Source organism: Pilosibacter sp. NGB245 (assembly GCF_057397225.1).
Genome location: NZ_CM171584.1, coordinates 2174941 through 2194899 on the forward strand (window position 1 = coordinate 2174941; position 19959 = coordinate 2194899).

Here is a 19959-nt window from a genome sequence, read left to right on the forward strand (position 1 = left end):
GAGGGAATGGGTATGGATAATTTATCAGAAACATCAACTTGTAATTTTAAGACTCCATGGTATTTCAGTACACCGCTTATATGTATACTTTGCGCAGCATGGTTTTTATACGGAATTCCTTTATTAATAGGAATTATACTTGCCATTCTAAAGAGTAGAAATGAGAAAAAGCTGGCTGCTTATTCTCAAGACTTATCTCAAAAATATGCAGATGTTCAGTCTTTATTAACACCAGAAATGCAGGATGCTCATAAACTCCAGCTTTTGGTAAATTCTCTTCATGAAGAAGAAGCTTCTGCTAACAAAAATCTCACGGACATAAAATCCGAAATACAAAGAGCCATTGAACAGAAACAATATGACCTGGAAAATATCGAAAAACAAATTTCCGAAAAGAAAAAAGAACTTATTTGTGTAGATGAGGAGGTTCTCGTTCAAGAATTTGGATTATATACTCCTCAATATGATTTTGCCTCAGCTCTTGATTATAAGGAAGAGTTAGCCAAAATACGGCAGACTCAGAAAGACCTCATCAGAGACAAAAAAGCCGTTCTCGGAAGTACTGACTGGACCGTTAATGATAGCAAAGTTAAAGGTAGAAAAATGGTTTCTGACACGCAAAAACTGTTATTATGCGCATTCAATAATGAATGCGATGATCTAATTGATCGCGTAAAATATACTAATTTTGACGCTACGTTAGATCGAATCTACAAATCAGCAGAAACTATATCTAAATTGGGATCTATAATGAAGATTTCTATCTCTCAAAGCTATTTAAATGCCAAGGTAAAAGAGCTTCGCTTAGCGTTCGAATATCGTCAAAAGAAGCAGGTAGAAAAGGAGGAGCAAAAGGCTGCTCGTGCTGAGCAACGTGAACAAGCTCGACTTCAAAAAGAAATTGATGAACAGCGGAAAAAGTTTGAAAAAGAGCAAAGTCATTATCAAACTGCATTTGAAAAATTACAGTTACAAATTGAACAGAATCCTGATAATGCCGATTTATTAAAGAAAAAGGAACAGTTAGAAAATCATCTATCCGATATTGACAAAGCGCTTTCTGACATTGATTACCGACAAGCAAATATGCGCGCTGGATATGTGTATGTTATTTCTAATATCGGAGCCTTTGGAGAAAATATATATAAGATTGGAATGACGCGTCGTCTGGATCCTCAAGATCGTATTGACGAGCTTGGAGATGCTTCAGTACCATTTAACTTTGATGTTCATGCCATGATCTTTTCTGATGATGCTCCGGCTTTAGAAGCGGCCTTACATCGTGCTTTTGAAGATCGTAAGCTTAATATGGTAAATCAACGCCGCGAGTTTTTCAACGTTACTTTAGATGAAATTAAAGAAGTAATTCGGCAGAATTTCGACAAGACGGTTGAATTTGTCGATGTGCCAAATGCCGAGCAATATCGAGTAAGTCAGAAACTACGTGCAGAGAAGAAGCTATCTGCATAAAACGCATTCTGAAATATAGAAAGGAGTGTTCCTATGCCATTATTAAAGACTGACCACTATACATCCGAAGACTACTGGAACTTACCAGAAGAAGAACGCGCCGAGCTGATCGACGGAAAATTCTACAATATGGCTCCGCCGAGCCGGATCCACCAGAAACTCGTGAGCAAACTGACAGCTCTCTTTAATCAGTACATTACTGATCACCACGGATCCTGTGAGGTCTATCCTGCTCCCTTCGCCGTCAACCTCGACGCCGATGATAAGGACTGGGTGGAACCCGACGTTTCCGTGATCTGCGATCCGAATAAGCTGACCGACCGCGGATGCTCCGGAGCTCCGGACCTCATTTTTGAGATTGTCTCGCCGGCCAGCCGCAAAATGGACTATGGCCTGAAGAACACGATCTATTCCCAGGCCGGCGTCCGGGAATACTGGATCGTGGATCCTGCCAAGGAAAGAACCACCGTGTACCATTATGAAGACGATGCAGCTCCAGCAATTTACACGTTCAGCCAGGAGATTCCTGTTGGAATTTACGATGGCTTGACGATCCGGATCAGCGATCTACTATAACTCTTTAAACTTCCATAAAATGTAAAACCGCCCGGTGCTGGTAACACCGAACGGCTTTACATAGATTTTCTCTTGCCGGATGCTCCGGAAGATATAAATCAGACTTAGAACACCTGAATTATATCATTTTCCGAGCACCCTGGCAAGGGGTGTTCTTTTTATACTCAAAATCGGGCCGTTGCGACGTCGCAACATGGAAAGGAGAATTGATATACATGGCTACTGCGAAAAAGCTACCCTCCGGATCCTGGAGGTGTCTGGTGTACAGTCACACTGAGCGTACATTCGACGCAAAATCAGGCACATGGAAGGATAAACGAATTTATGAATCATTTACCAGCGATGACCCATCAAGACGCGGGAAAGCGGATGCTGAGCGTCAGGCCGCCGAATTTCAACAGGATCGTGACACCAATGTCAGCCGGAAACGTCAAAAAAACGGAAACATTTTGCTGAAAGATGCAATGAAGAAGTACGTAGAAGCCATTGGTCCATCGCTTTCAGGTACCACCATCCAGGGATATTCAAAAGAACAATATGACTCCTATGCTTTCCTGATGGAAAAGAAGCTTAAAGACATCACCACAGAGGACTTACAGAAAGCTGTTGACGACGATACGAAGCGCCCCTCAAAACGTTCAACAAAAACGAAAGCACCTATTTCGCCCAAGACTGTTCGAAACACTTACAGCTACATACGAAGTGTTATAAACTATTTTTATCCGAACGATAACTATGATGTAAGGCTACCTAAGATACCTAAAAAAGTTAAAAACCTTATTCCTGCAAAAACTGTGCTGGAAATCATTAAAGATACGGAAATCGAGCTGCCATGTCTCCTGGCCTGCTGGCTCAGCTACTCTATGTCTGAGATCCGTGGAATCCGTGTTCGAGATATCTCTAACGGGTACATTACCCTGGACCGTGTTATCGTTGACATCGGACAGACTCCAACGGTAAAGGAAAGCGGTAAAGCGGAAGCCCGTCTGCGTAAGCATCACATCCCGAATTATATTCAGGCATTGATCGACAAGAATATCTCTGGGAAGAAACCAGATGATCCTTTGATCACCCTGAGCGGACATGCAATTTACATGCGTTGGGTATCTATTTTAGAGCAGCATGACCTACCTCACATGACATTCCACGATCTGCGGCACCTTAATGCATCTGTAATGGCAATGCTCCGGATCCCGGATAAATATGCGCAGGAACGCGGCGGATGGTCTTCTGATCGGGTTATGAAAAACGTATACACACATACATTTTCAGAGGAACGTGAAAAGGTCGATGAGACCATAGACAATTATTTTGACTCGCTTCTGGACGGAAGTGCTTCAGAAAAAGAGAAGTCCGCCATTGAGATTATAAATGCACTTCGTGAAGCTGATCCGAACGGCTGGTACAAAGCCCTGCTAAATATGCAACACGAAATGCAACACAAAAACTAAAAAGCCGCGTAAATACGCGGCTTTTGTCGTGGACCTGAGGGGAATCGAACCCCTGTCCGAAAACCAATCCCCTGTTCTTCTACTATCATAGTCTGTTATTTAAAATTCCCTCCCGCGCCCGAAAGCAGACATCCTGACTCGTTTGGTAGCTTCATGATACGCCCACGTGCGCAAAGCTTTGCACGTGTCGTTTCCTGCTTTAAATGATGCCGGTGACTTAAAATGCAGGTCTTCTAAGGCCGACAGCTGCCTAAATTAGGCTGCGTATGCTAATTCGTCGTTAGCGTTTATATTTAGGTTTGCCATTTAACGCATTGCATGCGGATAGCTTCACCAGCTTCAAAGTCCCCGTCGAAACCAGTACAAGCCCTTACTGGCACTCTCTTCGGAGTTAAGCTGTGGCAGAGTCTGTCTGCAGTCTCTGTCGCACGGCATTGTTTTTTCTGGGCGACCCCGGACCAAAAACTACACCCTTATGTAACCCAAATCCTATCATCATTTCTTCGAATTGTCAAGTGTATCTTTGCAAAGTCCCCTGCAGTTGTCATCATGCACGGATATTTCCCGCCTGCACACTGCAGACAGATCCTGCCGGTTCTTTCTATTATGGAGCCGCAGGATCTGTCCTCAGCCGCATCTTTCAGCATTTACAATTCAGAAAATTTTCTGTCCATCAAGATCCGCTGCCGTTGCCGTACGCATTTCCGGCATTTACATGCACTCCATCAGGATCTGATAGATTTCTTCGCGATCCAGTTCACGCGGATTTGTCTTTATGATATTGCAGGTATCAGCAACTTTCCGGAGTACCTCCGGTGTGATCTCCACATTTGATCCCAGCTGGCTCATCTTCGTCGGAAAACCGCATTCTTTCACAAATTCTTCCAATGCTTTTATTCCGCCCTCTGCTGTATCAGCGCCAAACACTGCTTTCGCAAAACGTGTGAATTTTTCTTCTGCGTCTTTCAAAATATGACGATAGTAAACCGGCTGGATCACCGCAAGACCCTGTCCATGGTTGCAGTCCGTATAAGCTCCAAGCTGATGCTCGATCTGATGAGCCTGGAAATCGGTCACACGGCCCACTTTCAGGATTCCATTCTCCGCCATCGCAGAATCCCACATCAGATTGCCTCGCGCCTGAATATCATTGATATCCACAAGAACGCGCCGCATATTGACAACCGTATTTCTCATGACTGCTAATGCCACATCATCGGAAACATTGTCCTGATCGGAAGTCCCGAGATATGTTTCCATCGCATGGCTCAATGTGTCAAATGCGCCGGAGAGCACCTGCATCTTCGGTACCGTCATCGTGTAGGACGGATCCAGGACCGCAAATGATGCCGCAGTGCCAAAGATCGGTCCCTTCCACATTTTTTCCTCACAAGTGATCACGGACCCGGCATTCATCTCCGCACCTGTTCCGGATGCTGTGACAACAGCTCCCATCGGGATCCCGGTCGTCGGGAATTTTCCCTTACCATATTCCATGTCCCAGATATCCTCATCAAGAACTGCCTGCGCAGAGATTACTTTGCAGCAGTCAATGACACTTCCGCCGCCGACAGCCAGGATAAAATCTACTTTCTTTTCCCTGACAAGAGCTGCACCTTCCTGTACCTTCGCATATGTAGGATTCGGCATGATCCCGGAAAAATCCACGATCTCCTTCCCTGCTTCCGTGAGCAGAGATCTCATTTCGTCGTAAACTCCCGATTTTTTGATCGAACCTCCGCCGTATGCAAGCATCACAGTCTTTCCAAACCTTCCAAGTTCTGCCGCGATCGCCTTTCTTGCCGCGCCTTCTCCAAAATATACCTTCATTGGATACGAATAAACAAACTCCTTCATGATAGTTTCCTCCTTCATATTGTCTGATCCTATTACTTTTTTTCAGCCGTATACTCTCATGGATCTTCCGCTCCTGTCCCTGATGCCGGATGCAAATCTCCCGGCGCACAGAACACGCCCGATTTACGATCCTGTGATCCGATTGTTTCTATCGGTTGTTGCCATTGATTATAGGATTCGGTTGTAACTACCGGTCAAGGGGTTTTTGAAATTTTTTACATAAACCACCAGAATCCACAACTGCATGATACAGGTTCTTCAGCCCGGAAAATTCCGTTTACAAAAAACGGCTGTCGATTCTTATAAATGTTTTCTTATATATTAGTACATCTCTCAATGCCTGAATCGCCTTGTGTTTCTCTGCCGCTCCGATATATTAAGTCAAGGAACTTTTCATTACTTTTCCCGGGTAGGAATTTTCTAAACGGAAAATTCCGTATGATACAGTTGTGGCCGCGAATTTTGCCGATTCAAAATGCGAAGTATCGGAAAAATCCGATTCCTTTGCGCTTTCCGTTTCTTATAAATGTCTCGTTTTATATTAGTATGCCTTATTTATAATTATTAGCAAATCTTTTAAGTATTCAGTCAAAAACTTTTGAAATTGCAACTATTCTTCAATTTCCAAAACATTTATTTTTTCTTATGTAAATATTGTGCAAATTGAACATTGACAGAAACCGCCATTTAATGGTAACTTTACTGTAAGTTCGCTCAGCGTTTTCATGATACGACAAACGCTGTATAAGAAAATATAATGAAGAGGTGTAGACATGCAGGAATTAAAACCGATCAAAGAAGGAAAAGTACGCGAAATTTATGACAATGGCGACAGCCTGATCATGGTTGCCACCGACCGTATCAGCTGTTTTGACGTGATCCTTCACAATGAGGTTACCTCCAAAGGTGCTGTTCTGACCCAGATGTCCAAATTCTGGTTTGACCTGACAAAGGATATTCTCCCGAACCACATGATCTCCGTCGATACAAAGGATATGCCGGAGTTCTTCCAGCAGAAAAAATTTGAGGGCAAAACCATGATGTGCCGCAAGTTACATATGCTCCCGATCGAATGCATCGTCCGCGGTTATATCACAGGAAGCGGCTGGGCAAGCTACAAGGAAAACGGTACCGTCTGCGGAATCCGTCTTCCGGAAGGCTTAAAGGAATCCGATAAGCTCCCGGAGCCGATCTATACTCCGTCCACAAAGGCTGAGATCGGTGACCATGACGAGAATATCTCCTTCGAGCAGAGCATCGACCATCTCGAGAAATACTTCCCGGGAAAGGGCCGCGAGTATGCGGAGCTTCTTCGTGACAACACCATCGCTTTATATAAAAAATGTGCTGAGTACGCCCTCACAAAGGGAATCATCATTGCCGATACAAAATTCGAATTCGGTCTTGACGAGGAGGGCAACCTCGTGATCGGTGACGAGATGCTCACACCGGACAGTTCCCGTTTCTGGCCGGCAAAAGGCTATGAGCCAGGCCACGGTCAGCCGTCCTTCGACAAACAGTTCGCCCGCGACTGGCTTACTTCCCATCCGGGCAACGACTGGACACTTCCGCAGGAGATCGTCGATAAGACCATCGCGAAATATCTGGAAGCATATGAGATGATCACCGGGAAAAAATTAGAGGCATAACCCCCACAAACCTCCTTCTCTAAGTTTTTCCATTTAGTTCCTCATTTTTACGGAAAAAGCGTCCGGAATCCATTCCTATGGATCCGAACGCTTTTTTCTGTTGTTCTGTCTTCACCCGTCTGAGGGACACTGCCGCTTTCAGGTCTCTGGGATCTTCTTATTTTAAAATATCCTGTCTGCAGATATGCCGGATCTTTTCCGCATCAAGTCCCCGGATCACTTCCACAGCAAGATCTGCTGCCGCTTCAAGATCAGACTTCGCGCAGAAATTATAATGAGTATGAACATACCGGCTCGGGACGCCGAGAACCAGAACCGGAACTGCCTTTGCTGTCAGGCTGATCTTTCCCGCGTTCGTGCTTCCGCCACGGCGGACCGTCTCCTGAAATGGGATTCCGAATTTCTTCGCAAGCTCTTCCGCGTACTCGATAAACACCGGATTGGAAATATAGCTCTTATCCATTCTGCGGATCTGGACACCGCCCCGCATGTGCCCCTGGGTCTGGGCCGCACTGAAATAAAAATCATCCGACGGGGATCCCTCAAAAACAATCGCCAGATCCGGACGGACGATCTGGGATGTGACTGTGGCACCTCTTGTTCCAACCTCCTCCTGAGCCGCAAACGCTCCGGTCACCCGTACCGCCAGCTGATCCTTCTCCCCACACAGACGGGTCATGGTGTCGATAATGCATGCACAGCCTGCACGGTTATCAAACGCTTTTCCAAAGCAGAGATCACGTTCCTCATCGTAGGAAAATGAAACTTCCGGGACTGCCGGATCTCCGATGGAAATGCCGAATACTTCTGTTACTTCTTTCCTACTCACTGCGCCGACATCCACGCTCAGCGTCTCAATACTCAACGACTGGGAGGCCCGCTCTGCCTCATTCATAAAATGGATCGGCTTGGACGAAATAATTCCCCGCACAAGTTTCCCGCTTCTGGTCCGGATCATTACTGTGTGCGCCGGAAGGTTCGTGATGATCACGCCGCCGAGCATGAGGATCTCCAGGCTTCCATTCTCTCTGATGCTCTGTACCATAAATCCACACTCATCCGTATGGGCATCCAGCATCACGACCGGTTTCTCCGGATCCTCACCGGGCATACGCGCATAAAGGTTATTCATCGCGTCATTTTCCAGCTCCAGACCTTTGCAGTACTTCGCAACCGTGCGGATTACATCCTCCTCAAATCCGCTCGGTCCAAACGCATCACAGATCTCCCCAAACATCTTTACATTCATACTGATTCCTCCTGTATTTTCATTTTAATTCTTACCTTTTCCATTGACGGTCTCCAACGGCCTGTTTTTTCAGGATCATGATTATTTTTCCTGTATCTCCGATGGAGCAACACCCGCAATTTTTTTAAATGTGTTAGAAAAATACGCAATATCTTTATATCCGACTTTTTCCGCCACCTCGTATACCTTGTTCCGGTGGTCTGAAAGCAATTCCACTGCCTTTTTCATCCGGTACCGCGTGAGCCACCCCATCACCGTATATCCCGTCTCTTTCTTGAAGCAGTGGCTCAGGTGGCCTTCGCTGATTCCCACCGCACCTGCGATCTTCGCCACATTGATCGTACTTTCCCCGTAATGAGATGCCATATAAAGCACCGCGTCCCGGACGTATCCGGTAAGACCTGCGGTATTCTCATCAAATGGCAGACAGAGCCGGATCACCGTGGCATTGCTCTCCGGTCCGTCACTTTCCAAAGCTCCAGGATATTGCTCCCTTTCCGGTGCCTTATCCGGGACAGATCTGCTCAGACCGGTATCTCTTCGCTTCTCCCGATCCGTCTCGATCCGCTCTTTTGCCCTTAGGATCGCGCTCTCCAGCTCTCCGTCCTCGAAAGGCTTTAACAGATAATCAAATGCGTAAAGCTTCAATGCCTCTCTGGCGTAGGAAAACTCGCTGTACGCGGTCAGAAAGATCACCTGTACCGGATTTTTCTCTTCCCGAAGCTTCTTTAACATCTCAAGACCGTTCATCTTAGGCATCCGGATATCACAGATCATCAGGTCCGGATTCTTTTCATGGACCAGCTCCAATGCGTCCAATCCATTTTCCGCCTCACCGACAACCTCGCATCCCAGCGAGCCCCAATCCGTCTCACCGACAATGCCCATCCGGACGAACCGCTCGTCATCTACAACGATCACCTTTATCATAACAGCTCCCCCCTTCCTTATTTCCTTTCCCTATTGGTCATCAGGATCTGTTTTCCATACCGGGATCCGGCTGTCCATAGCCATTCACCGGTATTCTTATCGTTACCTTTGTTCCTCCTGCAGCCAGCCGCTCTGCCCTGAGACCGTAGTCTTTTCCATAATGAAGCCGGATGATCGTATCCACATTGTAAAAGCCGATGTGGCCATTCTTCTGTTCCTTGTCCCGGTTTCCGAGCCGTCGGATCACTTCATCACTGATCCCGCATCCGTCATCTGAAACCTCGATCACAAGCTCCTTCCTTTCCAGATACGCCCTGACAAAAATATGTCCCTCATCCGCATCCGCCAGCCCATGAATCACCGCATTCTCCACGATGGGCTGAACGATGAGCTTTGGAACCAGGATCTCCTCCGTCTCAGGAGCGATCTCATAGCAGAAATCAAACTTTCCGTTAAACCGGATCTTCTGGATCTTTGCATAGCTTTCCACCAATGTCATCTCTTCCCGCAGCGTGATAAACTGGGCGCTTGAGATGCTGGTCCTTAAGATCTTCGCAAGCTTTGCCGCCAGCGTCGCGATCTCTGGAATATGGTTCGCCTTCGCTACCCACTTCATCGTATCAAGGGTATTGTAGAGAAAATGCGGGTTTAACTGGGACTGCATCATGGCGATCTGGGTCTCGTTCAGCTCCTTTTCACGCCGCACACGCTCCTCCATGTAGGATGAGATCCTCTTTGTCATGATATTAAAATTTTCCGCCAGCTCCCCAAACTCGTCCTGACGTTCCATGTCCACATGGGTATCCAGATTTCCCTCCTGAACCTCATCCATGGCATCATGAAGCACATGGATCGGCTTGGAGAGAAAAGAGCTGATCCCGATCGCGACACCAACACTTAAAAGAAAGCTTCCCGTGGCCATGAAAAGAAGAACTGTATACATGGATCTCGTGGTATCACTCGTAAAAACATGGGGACGGATCAGGACACTGTAAAGTCCTGTGTTACCCAGCTTTGAAACGTAAATACTATTGTTGTTCCAAACCTCCGTCAGAGATTCTCCCTGTAGAAAACGGCTTCTCAGAACATCTCCGACCGTCTCCCCCGATGCCGTGCCTACGCTGTACACGGTCTCCAGGAATCCATTAAGAATACAGATTCCATCCTGACCGCTGTATGTGCCGGAGAGCGCCTTTGCGAAATGCTCCGCCGTCATTGTGACCACAAAATATCCGGAACATTCCTCTGAATTTCCGGTCACCGCTCTGGCAAACCGCAGGACCTCATCACCGCCAATCTCCAGATCACTCCGGATGATCAGGTCATTCGGGTGGGCATGAGCCTCTCTCAGGATCCCCCAGTATACCGGCAGCATCTGTCCGTAGGTACGGTTTCCCGTAGAATACAGGCAGGAGCCGTCCGCATTGTAGAGATGAAATCCCGCCATCTCACGGCATGCAGCGGTCGCCCCGTACAGGCTGCGGTACACTTCATTTTTCTTTCCAAAGCTCTCCTTTTCCAGCGCCTCGGCGACCAGCGGATCCGTACACAGTTCCTCCGCCGCGTCATGGTAAGCGTCAAACAGCGTCATCAGCTGCTGCTCTACCGCACCGGCAAGCTCCATATCCTTTTTCTCAAAATCTCTTCCGACCTTCACCTTAAACATCTGAATCAGAAACACACAGCACACGATCAGTGGAAGAACAGACACAGCGAGAAAACTCACAAGAAGCTCACGCCGGAAAGATCTCTGGATAAAGTTCTTCATGATCCACCTCCGTTTCCTGCCATGAGCGCCGCCCATGTTTCCAAAATGGATTTCTGGTTTTTCACCGCCCATCCAAGATCGAAGTCCATGATCGAGCCCTCTTCCTTCTGATCCGGGGTAATATCATCGCGGACCGTCCGTCTGTAAAGCTTCTCGACAGCCAGTCTCTGGACATCAGGACTCACGATAAAATCCACAAAAAGCTTCGCGTTTTCTTCATGCTCCGCACCCTTGATCACCGCGCATCCGTCTGCCACCGCGCTGGTTCCCTCCCGCGGATAGACGATCGAGATCGCCGCGCCGCGGTCGATATACTTTTTCGCAGTTTCCTCCAAAGTCAGACCAACCAGATATGTTCCCTCTGACACCTCATCGAGCACGGCGCCTGACCCCGCCGCCATCCGGCGGCCGAGCACTCTGGCAAACTGTTCCAGGACCTCATTTTCACGCATCGGCAGGACCTGAATCATCGTTTCCAACATCGTGCAGCTGCTGCCGGATCTTCCCGGATCCGCAAAGGACACCTTTCCGTCCCAGTTCCCGTCAAACAGATCCTCAAATCCCCGCGGGGCGGAAGCCGCGTCCACCAGCTTATTGTTGTAGATCAGAACAATGGGAAGCTCCGTAAACGGAGTCCAGACATGATCCTCAGTCCGGTATATACTCTCGATATGATCGCTCTGGGTACTCTCGTATGACACGAAGCAGTCCTTAAAGACCTCATAGCTCTCCACACCTCCGCCAAACATCACGTCACAGGATCCCTTTTCCCCCTCTTCCCTGATCCGCTCCAGAAGCTCCGTCGTTCCCCCGGGAACCACTTCTACCCAGATTCCGGTCCGCTCCTCAAACTCCTTTATGATCGGCGCATAAACCTCCTGCTTGTGGGAAGTATACACCGTAAGCCTCTTCTCCTCACTCACCTTCTCCGGTCCCTGTCCGCTGCTCTCCCCTACGACACAGCCCGCCGCACTCATCGCCGCAACTGCAATTCCAAGGAATACCGCCCATACGTTTCTCTTTCCCTTCACTCCCCGAAATCCCCCTTTTGATTTCGATCAAATTTTGTTTATCCCTTTCATATTCAGTTCTACTATTCACTCTTTTTTTTCCATTTTATCATATTTCTTATACAAAAGCCACAATAAATAGCACTGTTGCTCCATAAAAAGAAACAACAGTGCCAATACATTCTCCAAATTATTTTTCTTTATAAAAATTGGGGATTTGTTTTTCGTGATATGTGCGGATATTTTTCTGAAAATCAGGATCTACCAAAATATCATATCCAGTCATGGCAAGTCCTTTTGCGCCTTTTAAGCAGATTTCCTGCGCCTCTAAGCTTCCTGCCGCATTTGCATACTCTATCGTATGACCCTGAATTGTTTTGTCATCTGTGATGGACAGATAATCATGAATCGCCGGAATTTTGATGGATACATTTCCGATGTCCGAAGAACCGTATTGCTTTTTCGGATCCGGCCATTCCATGTGAATTCCTATCAATTCCATATTATCCTTGAATGCCTGACACATCGGCTGATTTGGATATCGTTCCGCATAGATATCGCCCAGATTAATCAAAGCCTTTGCTCCTGTCAGTTTTTCTGCATTTTCTACACAGCGTTTTAAAATTTCAATCAGTTCCTCCGTCCTCTTCATCGTATCCGCCCGGACACAGAACTCACATTCTGCCTGCGCAGGAATCACATTTGCAGCGCTGCCACCGTTTGTTATAATTCCATTGATGTTGTCCTGAGGATCGAATGTCGGACGTAGAAGATCAATCTGCTGGAACACATGAAGAACAGCACTTAACGCATTGATTCCATTCTTCGGCACGGAGGAATGCGCTCCTTTTCCCGTAAAACTAATTGTCAGCGTACATGCTGCCCTGCCGCCTCTGCCAACCAGATTCGCTCCTCCGGATGACGGATGCATCATCAAAGCGAAGTCTACATCGTCAAATGCTCCATTTCTGAGAAGTTTTACCTTTCCAGCTCCTCCTTCCTCCGCCGGAGTTCCGATCAGGCAAACATTTCCGTTTAATTCCGCCATCATGGAGGCAAGTCCTAAAAATGCCCCCGTCGAACAGGTGGCAATCAGATTATGACCACAGCCATGACCAATGCCTCTGAGTGCGTCATATTCCGCCAGAAATGCAACATTCGGTCCCTTCCCTTTTCCCGCTTTATCTGCGCGAAAGGCAGTCTGAAGACCTCCATACCCCTTTTGCACCTGAAATCCGTGACGCTCCAGAACCGAAGAAATTGCCTCCACCGCCTGAAACTCTTCAAAACCAAGTTCCGGATGATCATGGATCTTCTTTGACAATTCAAACAATTCATCCCTGCTGCGATCAATCACATCTGCAATACGTTCTTTTTTATTATTCATGTATTTCCCTGCTTTCATTCTGGAATGCTACTGCTGCCATACACATCACTCTTGTCATCAACTGAATCCAATGCTCATCCACCATAAAATGCTCATTGTGTGCTGACGCATACTCTCCTACCGCCATCTTGATAAATTTTGCATATCGGTACAGGCTTTCCCCTGCAGCTGTCAGGGTAAGCGTATTCTTTCTGTTAAAAAACTCTATTCCAAACTGTTTTTCCAATTTTGCAATATAATTACTCAATGATTGCTGCGAAATATACAGTCGCTTTGCGGCCTTTGTAAAATTCATCTCTTCCACAGCAGCAATAACGTAATTCCAGTTTGTGTTTCCCATGATTCCATCTCCCTGCTAAAACTTATGTTTATCTGTACAGTTGTACACACTATTTTCTCTGAATTTTCCATTTATTTTGCATTAATGTTCCTTTTTCTCAGAATCATATATTATGCCGCGGCAATTATCTTTACAAACTAATATACCACATTTTAGTATTTTCCGATAGTGTTCTTTACGTGACATACTCTCTCCACTTAGCTAACACTTGAAGTGGGGGCTTCTCGTTCGATTGCCCTATTGGGCAAAGCATAGGCGAGCTATCCCCGTGTGTCCCACGGTTCTGTTATTACGAGCGGGACTGTTTCGTATCTACGCAGTCCCGAACAAAATCTACGTTTTGGGGGGAAATCAGGAAATTTTTCTTTCTGTATCAAGTTCAACTCCCGATATTCTCAAGCCTTCCCTGCATATATTGATAGCTGCATTCTCATCACGGTTCATCTGATTTCCACAGGTGCAGCTATAGATACGATCTTCCAGTTTCAACTCCTTTTTGAGTTTTCCGCAACAGCTGCAGATTTTTGAGCTGGGATACCACTTATCGATACGAACCAGTTTCTTACCGCCACGTTCTAATTTGTAGGAAAGAAACTCAGTAAACATTCCCCATCCATTATCATGAACACTCGTTCCAAACCTTGAATCCTGGCTCATTTCTTTCATGTTCAAAGATTCTATGCACACAAGATCGTAAAAATTGGTTATCTTTCTGGATTCCTTGTGCAGATAATCTTTCCGCTGACGTGCAATATGAGCATGGAGTCTGGCTATTTTCTTTTTCTGCTTCATGTAACGGCTGCTACCCTTTTCGCAATGACTCAGCCTGCGCTGCTCCCTTGAAAGTTTTTCCTGGGATTTTCGGAAAAAATGAGGATAATCTGCATGAGCTCCATTGGAATCTACATACAATTCGCTCATGGAAAAATCAAGTCCGATTGCGGTTTTTACTGGCCTGATTTCATGTTCCGGTTCTTCTGCCGTATACAGTAATGATACATAATACTTGTCATCTGCTTCCTGGCTGACGGTGGCACCCTTCAATATGTAACGATCATCGATACTCCGATGCTGTTTTATGCGGATCCAACCTGCTTTCGGAAGTTTCAGTTTCGCATTCTGCAAAGTAATATTTCCATTTACGCAGTTTGTCGTATAACTTCTCACCGGATTCTTTTTTGACTTGAACTTCGGAAAACCAACCGAAGAATCCCGAAAGAAGTTCCTGTAGGCTGTCTGCAGATGCAGCTGTGCATTACATAATGCCAGACTGTCTACCTCCTTCAGCCACGGAAACTCTGCCTTATACTTTGCAGGCGTAACCTTTAATACTTTTCCGGTTTTCTCATAATATTCGTTCTTTTCTGCCAGCATCCGGTTATACACGAAACGTACACAGCCAAATGTTTTTACAAATAATTCTTTTTGAGATTTATTCGGGTAAATCCGAAAGCGGTACACGATGTTCACTCTTATTTTCTCCCTGCGTTTCTATGTACTGGCGGATAACCTCAATGGGTGCACCACCAGCACTTAACAGACAAAAACTCTGGCTCCAGAACATTTCTTTCCAAAGCTTCTGCCGAAGCTCCGGATACTCTTTTTTAATCAATCGGCTGCTTGCGCTTTTATACGCATTAATAAATTTGCTGAGTTCCGATTTTGGATGGGCCCGAAACATGATATGAACATGATCCCGATCATGATTCTATTCCTCTAATGTAACATGATACTTCGGAGCGATATATTCAAAAATCTCCCGTGCACGCTCAGAAACAGGATCCGTCAGTATCTTTTTTCGGTATTTTATAACCAGAATCAAATGATAACAGAGTAGAAATACTGAATGCGCATTACTGTCCAATTTTCTCATAAAATCAGCCTTTCCTTTTACTTTCGACTGATTATATCATAACACAGGAACACTTGTTTGTCTATGTGTTTCAGAACATTTGTTCTTCTGCGTTTGTTTTCATTTATGTGCACAGATATGTGAGTTTTAAGATAGTTAAATGCAATACTAAATTCCAGAATGCAAGAGTTAATTCCATATGTCTTGAGGGCATGCGGACGAATTTAGTTTTTCATTTAAGTTGAGTTTTAAGATGCCAGATATTGCATGATTTTCCCAAAAGGCAATTCATCTCACCACCTAGAGAGGATGGGAGAATTCTTGCAAAGTGTTGTTAAATTTATATCTGCAGGCTTGCCTTCCTCTATCCCCCCCAACATGGAACCTCTTTTTCTCTTTTCCCTATCACCGAGCCCCTCAGCACAGGACCATCTCCGGACACGGGTGTCTGATTTCAGGGGCATGGCTTCCTCTTGGCTTCCGGGAGAATGCGTTGGATGACAGGGGTCACTTGTTTGAGCCACAGGCGAGTTGTGTCCCCTGTTCTCCGCCCTTAGCATTCTTTCGGGAGCTTAGAGGAACCGCCCCTGGAATCCACCAGCATCCGGGGCAGGAGACGGTCCTGCGCGTACCCGGAGCCACTATGACACAGCATCCCATAAAACAGAAAAAACCGCCGCACCTCCACGATCTCCCCAAAAGGAAATCATGTTCGGTACGGCGGTTTTTCGCCTGACTCCGCGTGAACACTAAGAAACAGGAACGCCTGCCCCTATTTATTATGAATTATTTACTTTCTCATCTCAAGAACATCCGCAAATGCCTCGATAGCAGTTGCAGCCTGTCCGAAGTCTCTCATCTGCTGGTCAACACCAAGCTTGATGTGCGGGATACCTGCGTTGTCGAGAGCTTTCTTGAGGTACGGATACTCCATCTCCTCCGGATCGCAGAACTGCTGCATGAAGAGTACAAGACCCTGAGCGCCGCTCTTCTTAACCATGTCAGCTACGAACTCGCCACGGCGGTTCTTGGAAGACTGCGGATCGTAAAGAAGGACATCGTAGTCCATGTTTGCAAACTGTTTTGCAAGAGCTCTAAGAGCATCCTGCTCGTCCTCCGGAACGTCTGTACGGAAGGAACGGCTCTCATGAGCAACATCATCAGCTGCGATCGCGATGTTGTTGTTCTCGAAGATCTCAAGAAGCTTCGGGTTGTCAACGATGATACCGGATGTAACAACCTTTGTTCCCTTCCAGTCACATACCGGAAGAGCTGCGAGCTCTTTGTTTAACTCTTCGAGTTTTGCAGTGTATTCCGGTTTCTCCATGAAGAAGAATGCCTTTAATACTGCGGAACGCTTTGTAGGAGTTACAACGTCACAGTGCTCGTTAGCGAGTTTTACGAACTCACGGCGGGCTGCACGGCTCTTGTTGTAAACCTTGATTGCGTCAAGGATCGCATCGTTGGTGATCTCGTGGCCACATACTTCCTCGAGGTCAGCCTTAACGTTTGCGTACTCCTCCTCACAGAACTTAAGTCCGAACTCTTCGAAACGGTTCTGCGGATGAGCAAGGAAGATAACTTTCATCTTGTCGCCCATAGCAACACGGAAGTTCTGGCTCATCGGACGTAATGTATCACAGATTGTTGGTGTGATGATTCCGTCTAACTGATCCATAGTTCCGTCAAGAAGCATCTCAAGTGCGAGCTGAGCGATTGTGCAGTAGAAGGTTGCACAATACTCTTTTGCACGGCTGATTGTCTTGTTGTTGGAGCCCCAGATTCCCATCGGAACCATGCCTGCAGCATATACAAGCTCTTCCGGAGCGTAGTACGGGAGAACGCCGATGACCTTCTTGCCCTGTGCTTTATATTCAGCAAGCTGCTGTTTCGGAGTTGCAGCTTTTACTTTAAATTCGTCAAATAATGCGTTGATACTCATGGTCTATTTAGCCTCCTTTGCCTGGATGTTTGCTTCCATAGCCTCAACAAGACCCTGTACTCTAGTCTCGTACTGAGCGGCATTGAAGTTACGCGGGTCAGCCTGGTCACCATCGAATCCTGCGCACGGGATGCCAAGATCCTTAGTGAAGCGACGCTGCATCTCAGCCATGTAACCGGACCACGGCTTACAGCTTCTGTTGTAGTGAACGAGAACGCCATCTACCTTGTTGTCGCGGCAGATGCCTTCACGCCATGCAACACCCTGCTCGATACATACAGAGTTCGGTGCTTTGTAGTAAGCACGTGCCATCTCATCCAGACCATTATATACGAAACCGAATGCCGGTGCGTATACAACTGCTGTTACGTTGACGCCGTTAGCCTTTAACGGTTTGAACAGTGCCGGAAGCTTCGGCCAGCACGGAATACCCTCGAACATTACACGGTATTTCTCCGGGAACGGAGTTGTTGTCTCGCCCTTAGCGATCGTCTCGTCAAGGTCTTTTTCTAACTGCTCAAATGCCTCAGCAGCCTCAACTCTTGCACGTGCGGTTACAACGTCAGCCATATGGTTGAACAGGTCGAAACCACTGTACGGAGCCGGTTTGTACTGTAAGTAATCACAGACTTTTAACCATGCCTTTGCTGTACGGTTTGCGTTCTCACATGCATGCTCGAACTTCTTCTCGTCGAACTTCTTGCCTGTAAGCTCCTCTAACTGCTTGATTGCCTTGTCGAACTGTCCACGAACATAGCGAACATTCTGATCAGCAACATCAACAGAGTTGTTGTACGGAATATCGATCATGATAAGCGGAATGTTGCACATACGAGCGATGTTCTCATACCACTTTGTCATACAGTTACAGATGTTGTTGCAGCAGAGAACAAAATCCGGCTGCGGGATCTGCATCTGACGGATCGGGGAGATTGCTGCGATGCGGCGCTCTTTATCCGGTCCATCCGGAAGTTTTTCAAGCTCAAGAAGGTTTACAACCTCAAGATACGGAGTCTGAGTCTTCGGATCTTTCTTCGGCTTGCCAGTTGCCTCGTCGATCACTACGTTACCGTCAGCATCCTTTAACGGCTTACCTGTGCTCGGATCGATGATGTATTCACCTGTCTCCGGGTCAAACTTACGAGCAACACGGACACCAGCTGCATATGCAAGGCTGATACGTGCATAACCGCAGATATCGTTATCGTAACCCATATCCTCAGCTGCCTGGCACATAAGCTCACCGTAACGGTTTGCTGCGATACCAGCTGCCTGGTTCTCCGGGTACATAACGTTTAAATCAAATGCTGCTGCGAGCTCGCACGGGAATTTGGAAGAAGACCATCCAACTAACTCGCCTCTCTTTTTGGCCTCACGCGCGTCTTTATGAACGTCGTCTACGACTTTACGCAGCGCAAGAACACCAGGGCTAACCTGCTTTGCCATAATAAATATCCTCCATTTCTTATCAATCATGACCGACCGCGGCTGTGGGACAATCCCGCAGCTGTTTTTCAGCCATAAAATTGCATAACCTAATTCTGTTTCACCGATCCATGCAGATTTGCATGGACGATAAACATCAAACTGTCTTATGCGCGGCGGCTTGCTGCCTGATATGCATATAAGGCTGCACCAAGCGCACCGTTATACTGTGTCAGAGGAGATCTGTGGATCTCACATCCAAGCTCATTCTGAAGAGCTTTGACAACACCGTCGTTCTGTGCGACACCGCCAGTCATGACGAGTGCCGGAACCACTCCGATCCGGTGTGCGAGTCCAGTGACACGGTGAGCCACGGAGCGGTGGATACCTGCGATAATATCACATTTGTCGGTTCCCATCGACAGCTGGCTGATAACCTCGCTCTCCGCAAATACGGTACATGTGGAGCTGATCTCGACTCTCTTTTTGGAGAGGGAATCAAGATGACCAAGATCCTGGACCTTTACTTCAAGAACGCCTGCCATTACGTCGAGGAATCTTCCGGTTCCTGCAGCGCACTTGTCGTTCATCTGGAAGTTGGTCATTGCACCGTTGTCAATATGAAGAACCTTAACGTCCTGACCGCCGATATCAATGACAGTGTGAACGTCAGGGAACAGGAAGTAAGCCCCCCTTGCGTGGCAGGATAACTCACTCATCTGTTTGTCTGCAAAATTCATTAAAGAGTTACGACCGTATCCTGTTGCCAGGGTAAAAGCCACATCCTCTTTTTTCATACCTGCGTTTTCCAGCACTGCATCGATCGCGCGCTGTGGGCCGCTGGTACCTGCACCTACATCGATCAGGGATTTCGCTACGATCTCCTCGCCATCCTTCAGCATGATGCATTTGGATGCCGTGGATCCTACGTCGATTCCCAGGGTGTAAATTGCACTCATAATAACCTCCGGGTATACTGAAAATGTAAAATGAAACTGGCTTTGTTATACCAGTATATCCAGGCCAGAGAAAGTACTCCCCTGGCCTGGATAC

15 protein-coding genes, 1 other RNA gene and 1 pseudogene are annotated in these 19959 nt (G+C 46.8%); 4 read left to right on the top strand and 13 right to left on the bottom strand.

From position 1 onward, the window contains the following. Positions 1–12 precede the first annotated feature (12 nt). The 3 genes from ACXMYH_RS09910 to ACXMYH_RS09920 all read left to right on the top strand — a co-directional run bounded on the left by ACXMYH_RS09910 (position 13) and on the right by ACXMYH_RS09920 (position 3497). Positions 13–1470, top strand: a complete 1458-nt coding sequence (locus tag ACXMYH_RS09910) for an SNIPE associated domain-containing protein (protein WP_486554811.1) — start codon at positions 13–15, stop codon at positions 1468–1470. Positions 1471–1503: 33 nt separating this feature from the next. Beyond that, on the top strand, positions 1504–2046 hold the full coding sequence (locus ACXMYH_RS09915) for a Uma2 family endonuclease (protein WP_486554812.1): 543 nt from the start codon (positions 1504–1506) through the stop codon (positions 2044–2046). Positions 2047–2261: 215 nt separating this feature from the next. Then, on the top strand, positions 2262–3497 hold the full coding sequence (locus ACXMYH_RS09920) for a tyrosine-type recombinase/integrase (RefSeq protein WP_486554813.1): 1236 nt from the start codon (positions 2262–2264) through the stop codon (positions 3495–3497). Between the two features lie 26 nt (positions 3498–3523). On the opposite strand, the gene ssrA is transcribed toward ACXMYH_RS09920, so the two are convergent. Both ssrA and ACXMYH_RS09930 read right to left on the bottom strand, forming a co-directional pair. Next, positions 3524–3867: a transfer-messenger RNA gene (gene ssrA, locus ACXMYH_RS09925) on the bottom strand. Between the two features lie 341 nt (positions 3868–4208). After that, positions 4209–5354: an iron-containing alcohol dehydrogenase gene (locus tag ACXMYH_RS09930; protein ID WP_118529667.1), complete on the bottom strand. Its 1146-nt coding sequence runs from the start codon at positions 5352–5354 to the stop codon at positions 4209–4211. 773 nt (positions 5355–6127) lie between these two features. On the opposite strand from ACXMYH_RS09930, the gene ACXMYH_RS09935 reads away from it, so the two are divergent. Next, complete coding sequence (locus tag ACXMYH_RS09935; RefSeq protein WP_486554814.1) at positions 6128–7003, top strand: phosphoribosylaminoimidazolesuccinocarboxamide synthase; 876 nt, start codon at positions 6128–6130, stop codon at positions 7001–7003. Positions 7004–7160: 157 nt separating this feature from the next. Here the strand turns inward: ACXMYH_RS09935 and ACXMYH_RS09940 are convergent, their stop codons facing one another. The 11 genes and pseudogenes from ACXMYH_RS09940 to hgdC form a co-directional block, all read right to left on the bottom strand. Further along, the gene (locus ACXMYH_RS09940; protein WP_021904238.1) at positions 7161–8252 is read right to left on the bottom strand and encodes a M42 family metallopeptidase; all 1092 of its coding nucleotides are present in this window, start codon (positions 8250–8252) and stop codon (positions 7161–7163) included. 81 nt (positions 8253–8333) lie between these two features. Beyond that, positions 8334–9182: a response regulator transcription factor gene (locus tag ACXMYH_RS09945; protein WP_486554815.1), complete on the bottom strand. Its 849-nt coding sequence runs from the start codon at positions 9180–9182 to the stop codon at positions 8334–8336. A 40-nt stretch (positions 9183–9222) separates the two neighbouring features. Continuing rightward, positions 9223–10950, bottom strand: a complete 1728-nt coding sequence (locus ACXMYH_RS09950; RefSeq protein ID WP_118529664.1) for a sensor histidine kinase — start codon at positions 10948–10950, stop codon at positions 9223–9225. After that, the gene (locus ACXMYH_RS09955; protein ID WP_486554816.1) at positions 10947–11981 is read right to left on the bottom strand and encodes an ABC transporter substrate-binding protein; all 1035 of its coding nucleotides are present in this window, start codon (positions 11979–11981) and stop codon (positions 10947–10949) included. Before ACXMYH_RS09955 ends, ACXMYH_RS09950 begins: the two co-directional genes overlap by 4 nt. A 169-nt stretch (positions 11982–12150) precedes the next feature. Beyond that, positions 12151–13347 carry a M20 family metallopeptidase gene (locus ACXMYH_RS09960; protein ID WP_215702711.1) on the bottom strand — a complete coding sequence of 399 codons (1197 nt, stop codon included), beginning with the start codon at positions 13345–13347 and terminating at the stop codon, positions 12151–12153. Next, positions 13340–13687 (bottom strand): LysR family transcriptional regulator, encoded by a 348-nt coding sequence (locus ACXMYH_RS09965; RefSeq protein ID WP_486554817.1) that lies wholly within the window; start codon positions 13685–13687, stop codon positions 13340–13342. The genes ACXMYH_RS09960 and ACXMYH_RS09965 overlap by 8 nt, the downstream gene beginning before the upstream one ends. 351 nt (positions 13688–14038) lie before the next feature. Further along, a complete protein-coding gene (locus ACXMYH_RS09970) occupies positions 14039–15157 on the bottom strand; it encodes an RNA-guided endonuclease TnpB family protein (protein ID WP_486554818.1) in 1119 nt (372 codons plus the stop codon). Continuing rightward, a pseudogene (gene tnpA, locus ACXMYH_RS09975) lies at positions 15120–15560 on the bottom strand (IS200/IS605 family transposase). The gene ACXMYH_RS09970 and the pseudogene tnpA overlap by 38 nt, the downstream one beginning before the upstream one ends. 769 nt (positions 15561–16329) lie before the next feature. Continuing rightward, positions 16330–17481, bottom strand: a complete 1152-nt coding sequence (gene hgdB, locus ACXMYH_RS09980) for a (R)-2-hydroxyglutaryl-CoA dehydratase subunit beta (protein ID WP_118529658.1) — start codon at positions 17479–17481, stop codon at positions 16330–16332. Positions 17482–17484: 3 nt separating this feature from the next. Beyond that, the gene (gene hgdA / locus ACXMYH_RS09985) at positions 17485–18927 is read right to left on the bottom strand and encodes a (R)-2-hydroxyglutaryl-CoA dehydratase subunit alpha (protein WP_118529657.1); all 1443 of its coding nucleotides are present in this window, start codon (positions 18925–18927) and stop codon (positions 17485–17487) included. A 146-nt stretch (positions 18928–19073) separates the two neighbouring features. Further along, complete coding sequence (gene hgdC, locus ACXMYH_RS09990) at positions 19074–19865, bottom strand: (R)-2-hydroxyglutaryl-CoA dehydratase activase HgdC (protein ID WP_118529656.1); 792 nt, start codon at positions 19863–19865, stop codon at positions 19074–19076. Positions 19866–19959 lie beyond the last annotated feature (94 nt).

Bases quoted from the DNA above. Each gene is read 5' to 3' on its own strand.
- ACXMYH_RS09910 (WP_486554811.1), top strand. From the start codon at position 13: ATGGATAATTTATCAGAAACATCAACTTGTAATTTTAAGACTCCATGG.
- ACXMYH_RS09915 (WP_486554812.1), top strand. From the start codon at position 1,504: ATGCCATTATTAAAGACTGACCACTATACATCCGAAGACTACTGGAAC.
- ACXMYH_RS09920 (WP_486554813.1), top strand. From the start codon at position 2,262: ATGGCTACTGCGAAAAAGCTACCCTCCGGATCCTGGAGGTGTCTGGTG.
- ACXMYH_RS09930 (WP_118529667.1), bottom strand. From the start codon at position 5,354: ATGAAGGAGTTTGTTTATTCGTATCCAATGAAGGTATATTTTGGAGAA.
- ACXMYH_RS09935 (WP_486554814.1), top strand. From the start codon at position 6,128: ATGCAGGAATTAAAACCGATCAAAGAAGGAAAAGTACGCGAAATTTAT.
- ACXMYH_RS09940 (WP_021904238.1), bottom strand. From the start codon at position 8,252: ATGAATGTAAAGATGTTTGGGGAGATCTGTGATGCGTTTGGACCGAGC.
- ACXMYH_RS09945 (WP_486554815.1), bottom strand. From the start codon at position 9,182: ATGATAAAGGTGATCGTTGTAGATGACGAGCGGTTCGTCCGGATGGGC.
- ACXMYH_RS09950 (WP_118529664.1), bottom strand. From the start codon at position 10,950: ATGAAGAACTTTATCCAGAGATCTTTCCGGCGTGAGCTTCTTGTGAGT.
- ACXMYH_RS09960 (WP_215702711.1), bottom strand. From the start codon at position 13,347: ATGAATAATAAAAAAGAACGTATTGCAGATGTGATTGATCGCAGCAGG.
- ACXMYH_RS09965 (WP_486554817.1), bottom strand. From the start codon at position 13,687: ATGGGAAACACAAACTGGAATTACGTTATTGCTGCTGTGGAAGAGATG.
- hgdB (WP_118529658.1), bottom strand. From the start codon at position 17,481: ATGAGTATCAACGCATTATTTGACGAATTTAAAGTAAAAGCTGCAACT.
- hgdA (WP_118529657.1), bottom strand. From the start codon at position 18,927: ATGGCAAAGCAGGTTAGCCCTGGTGTTCTTGCGCTGCGTAAAGTCGTA.
- hgdC (WP_118529656.1), bottom strand. From the start codon at position 19,865: ATGAGTGCAATTTACACCCTGGGAATCGACGTAGGATCCACGGCATCC.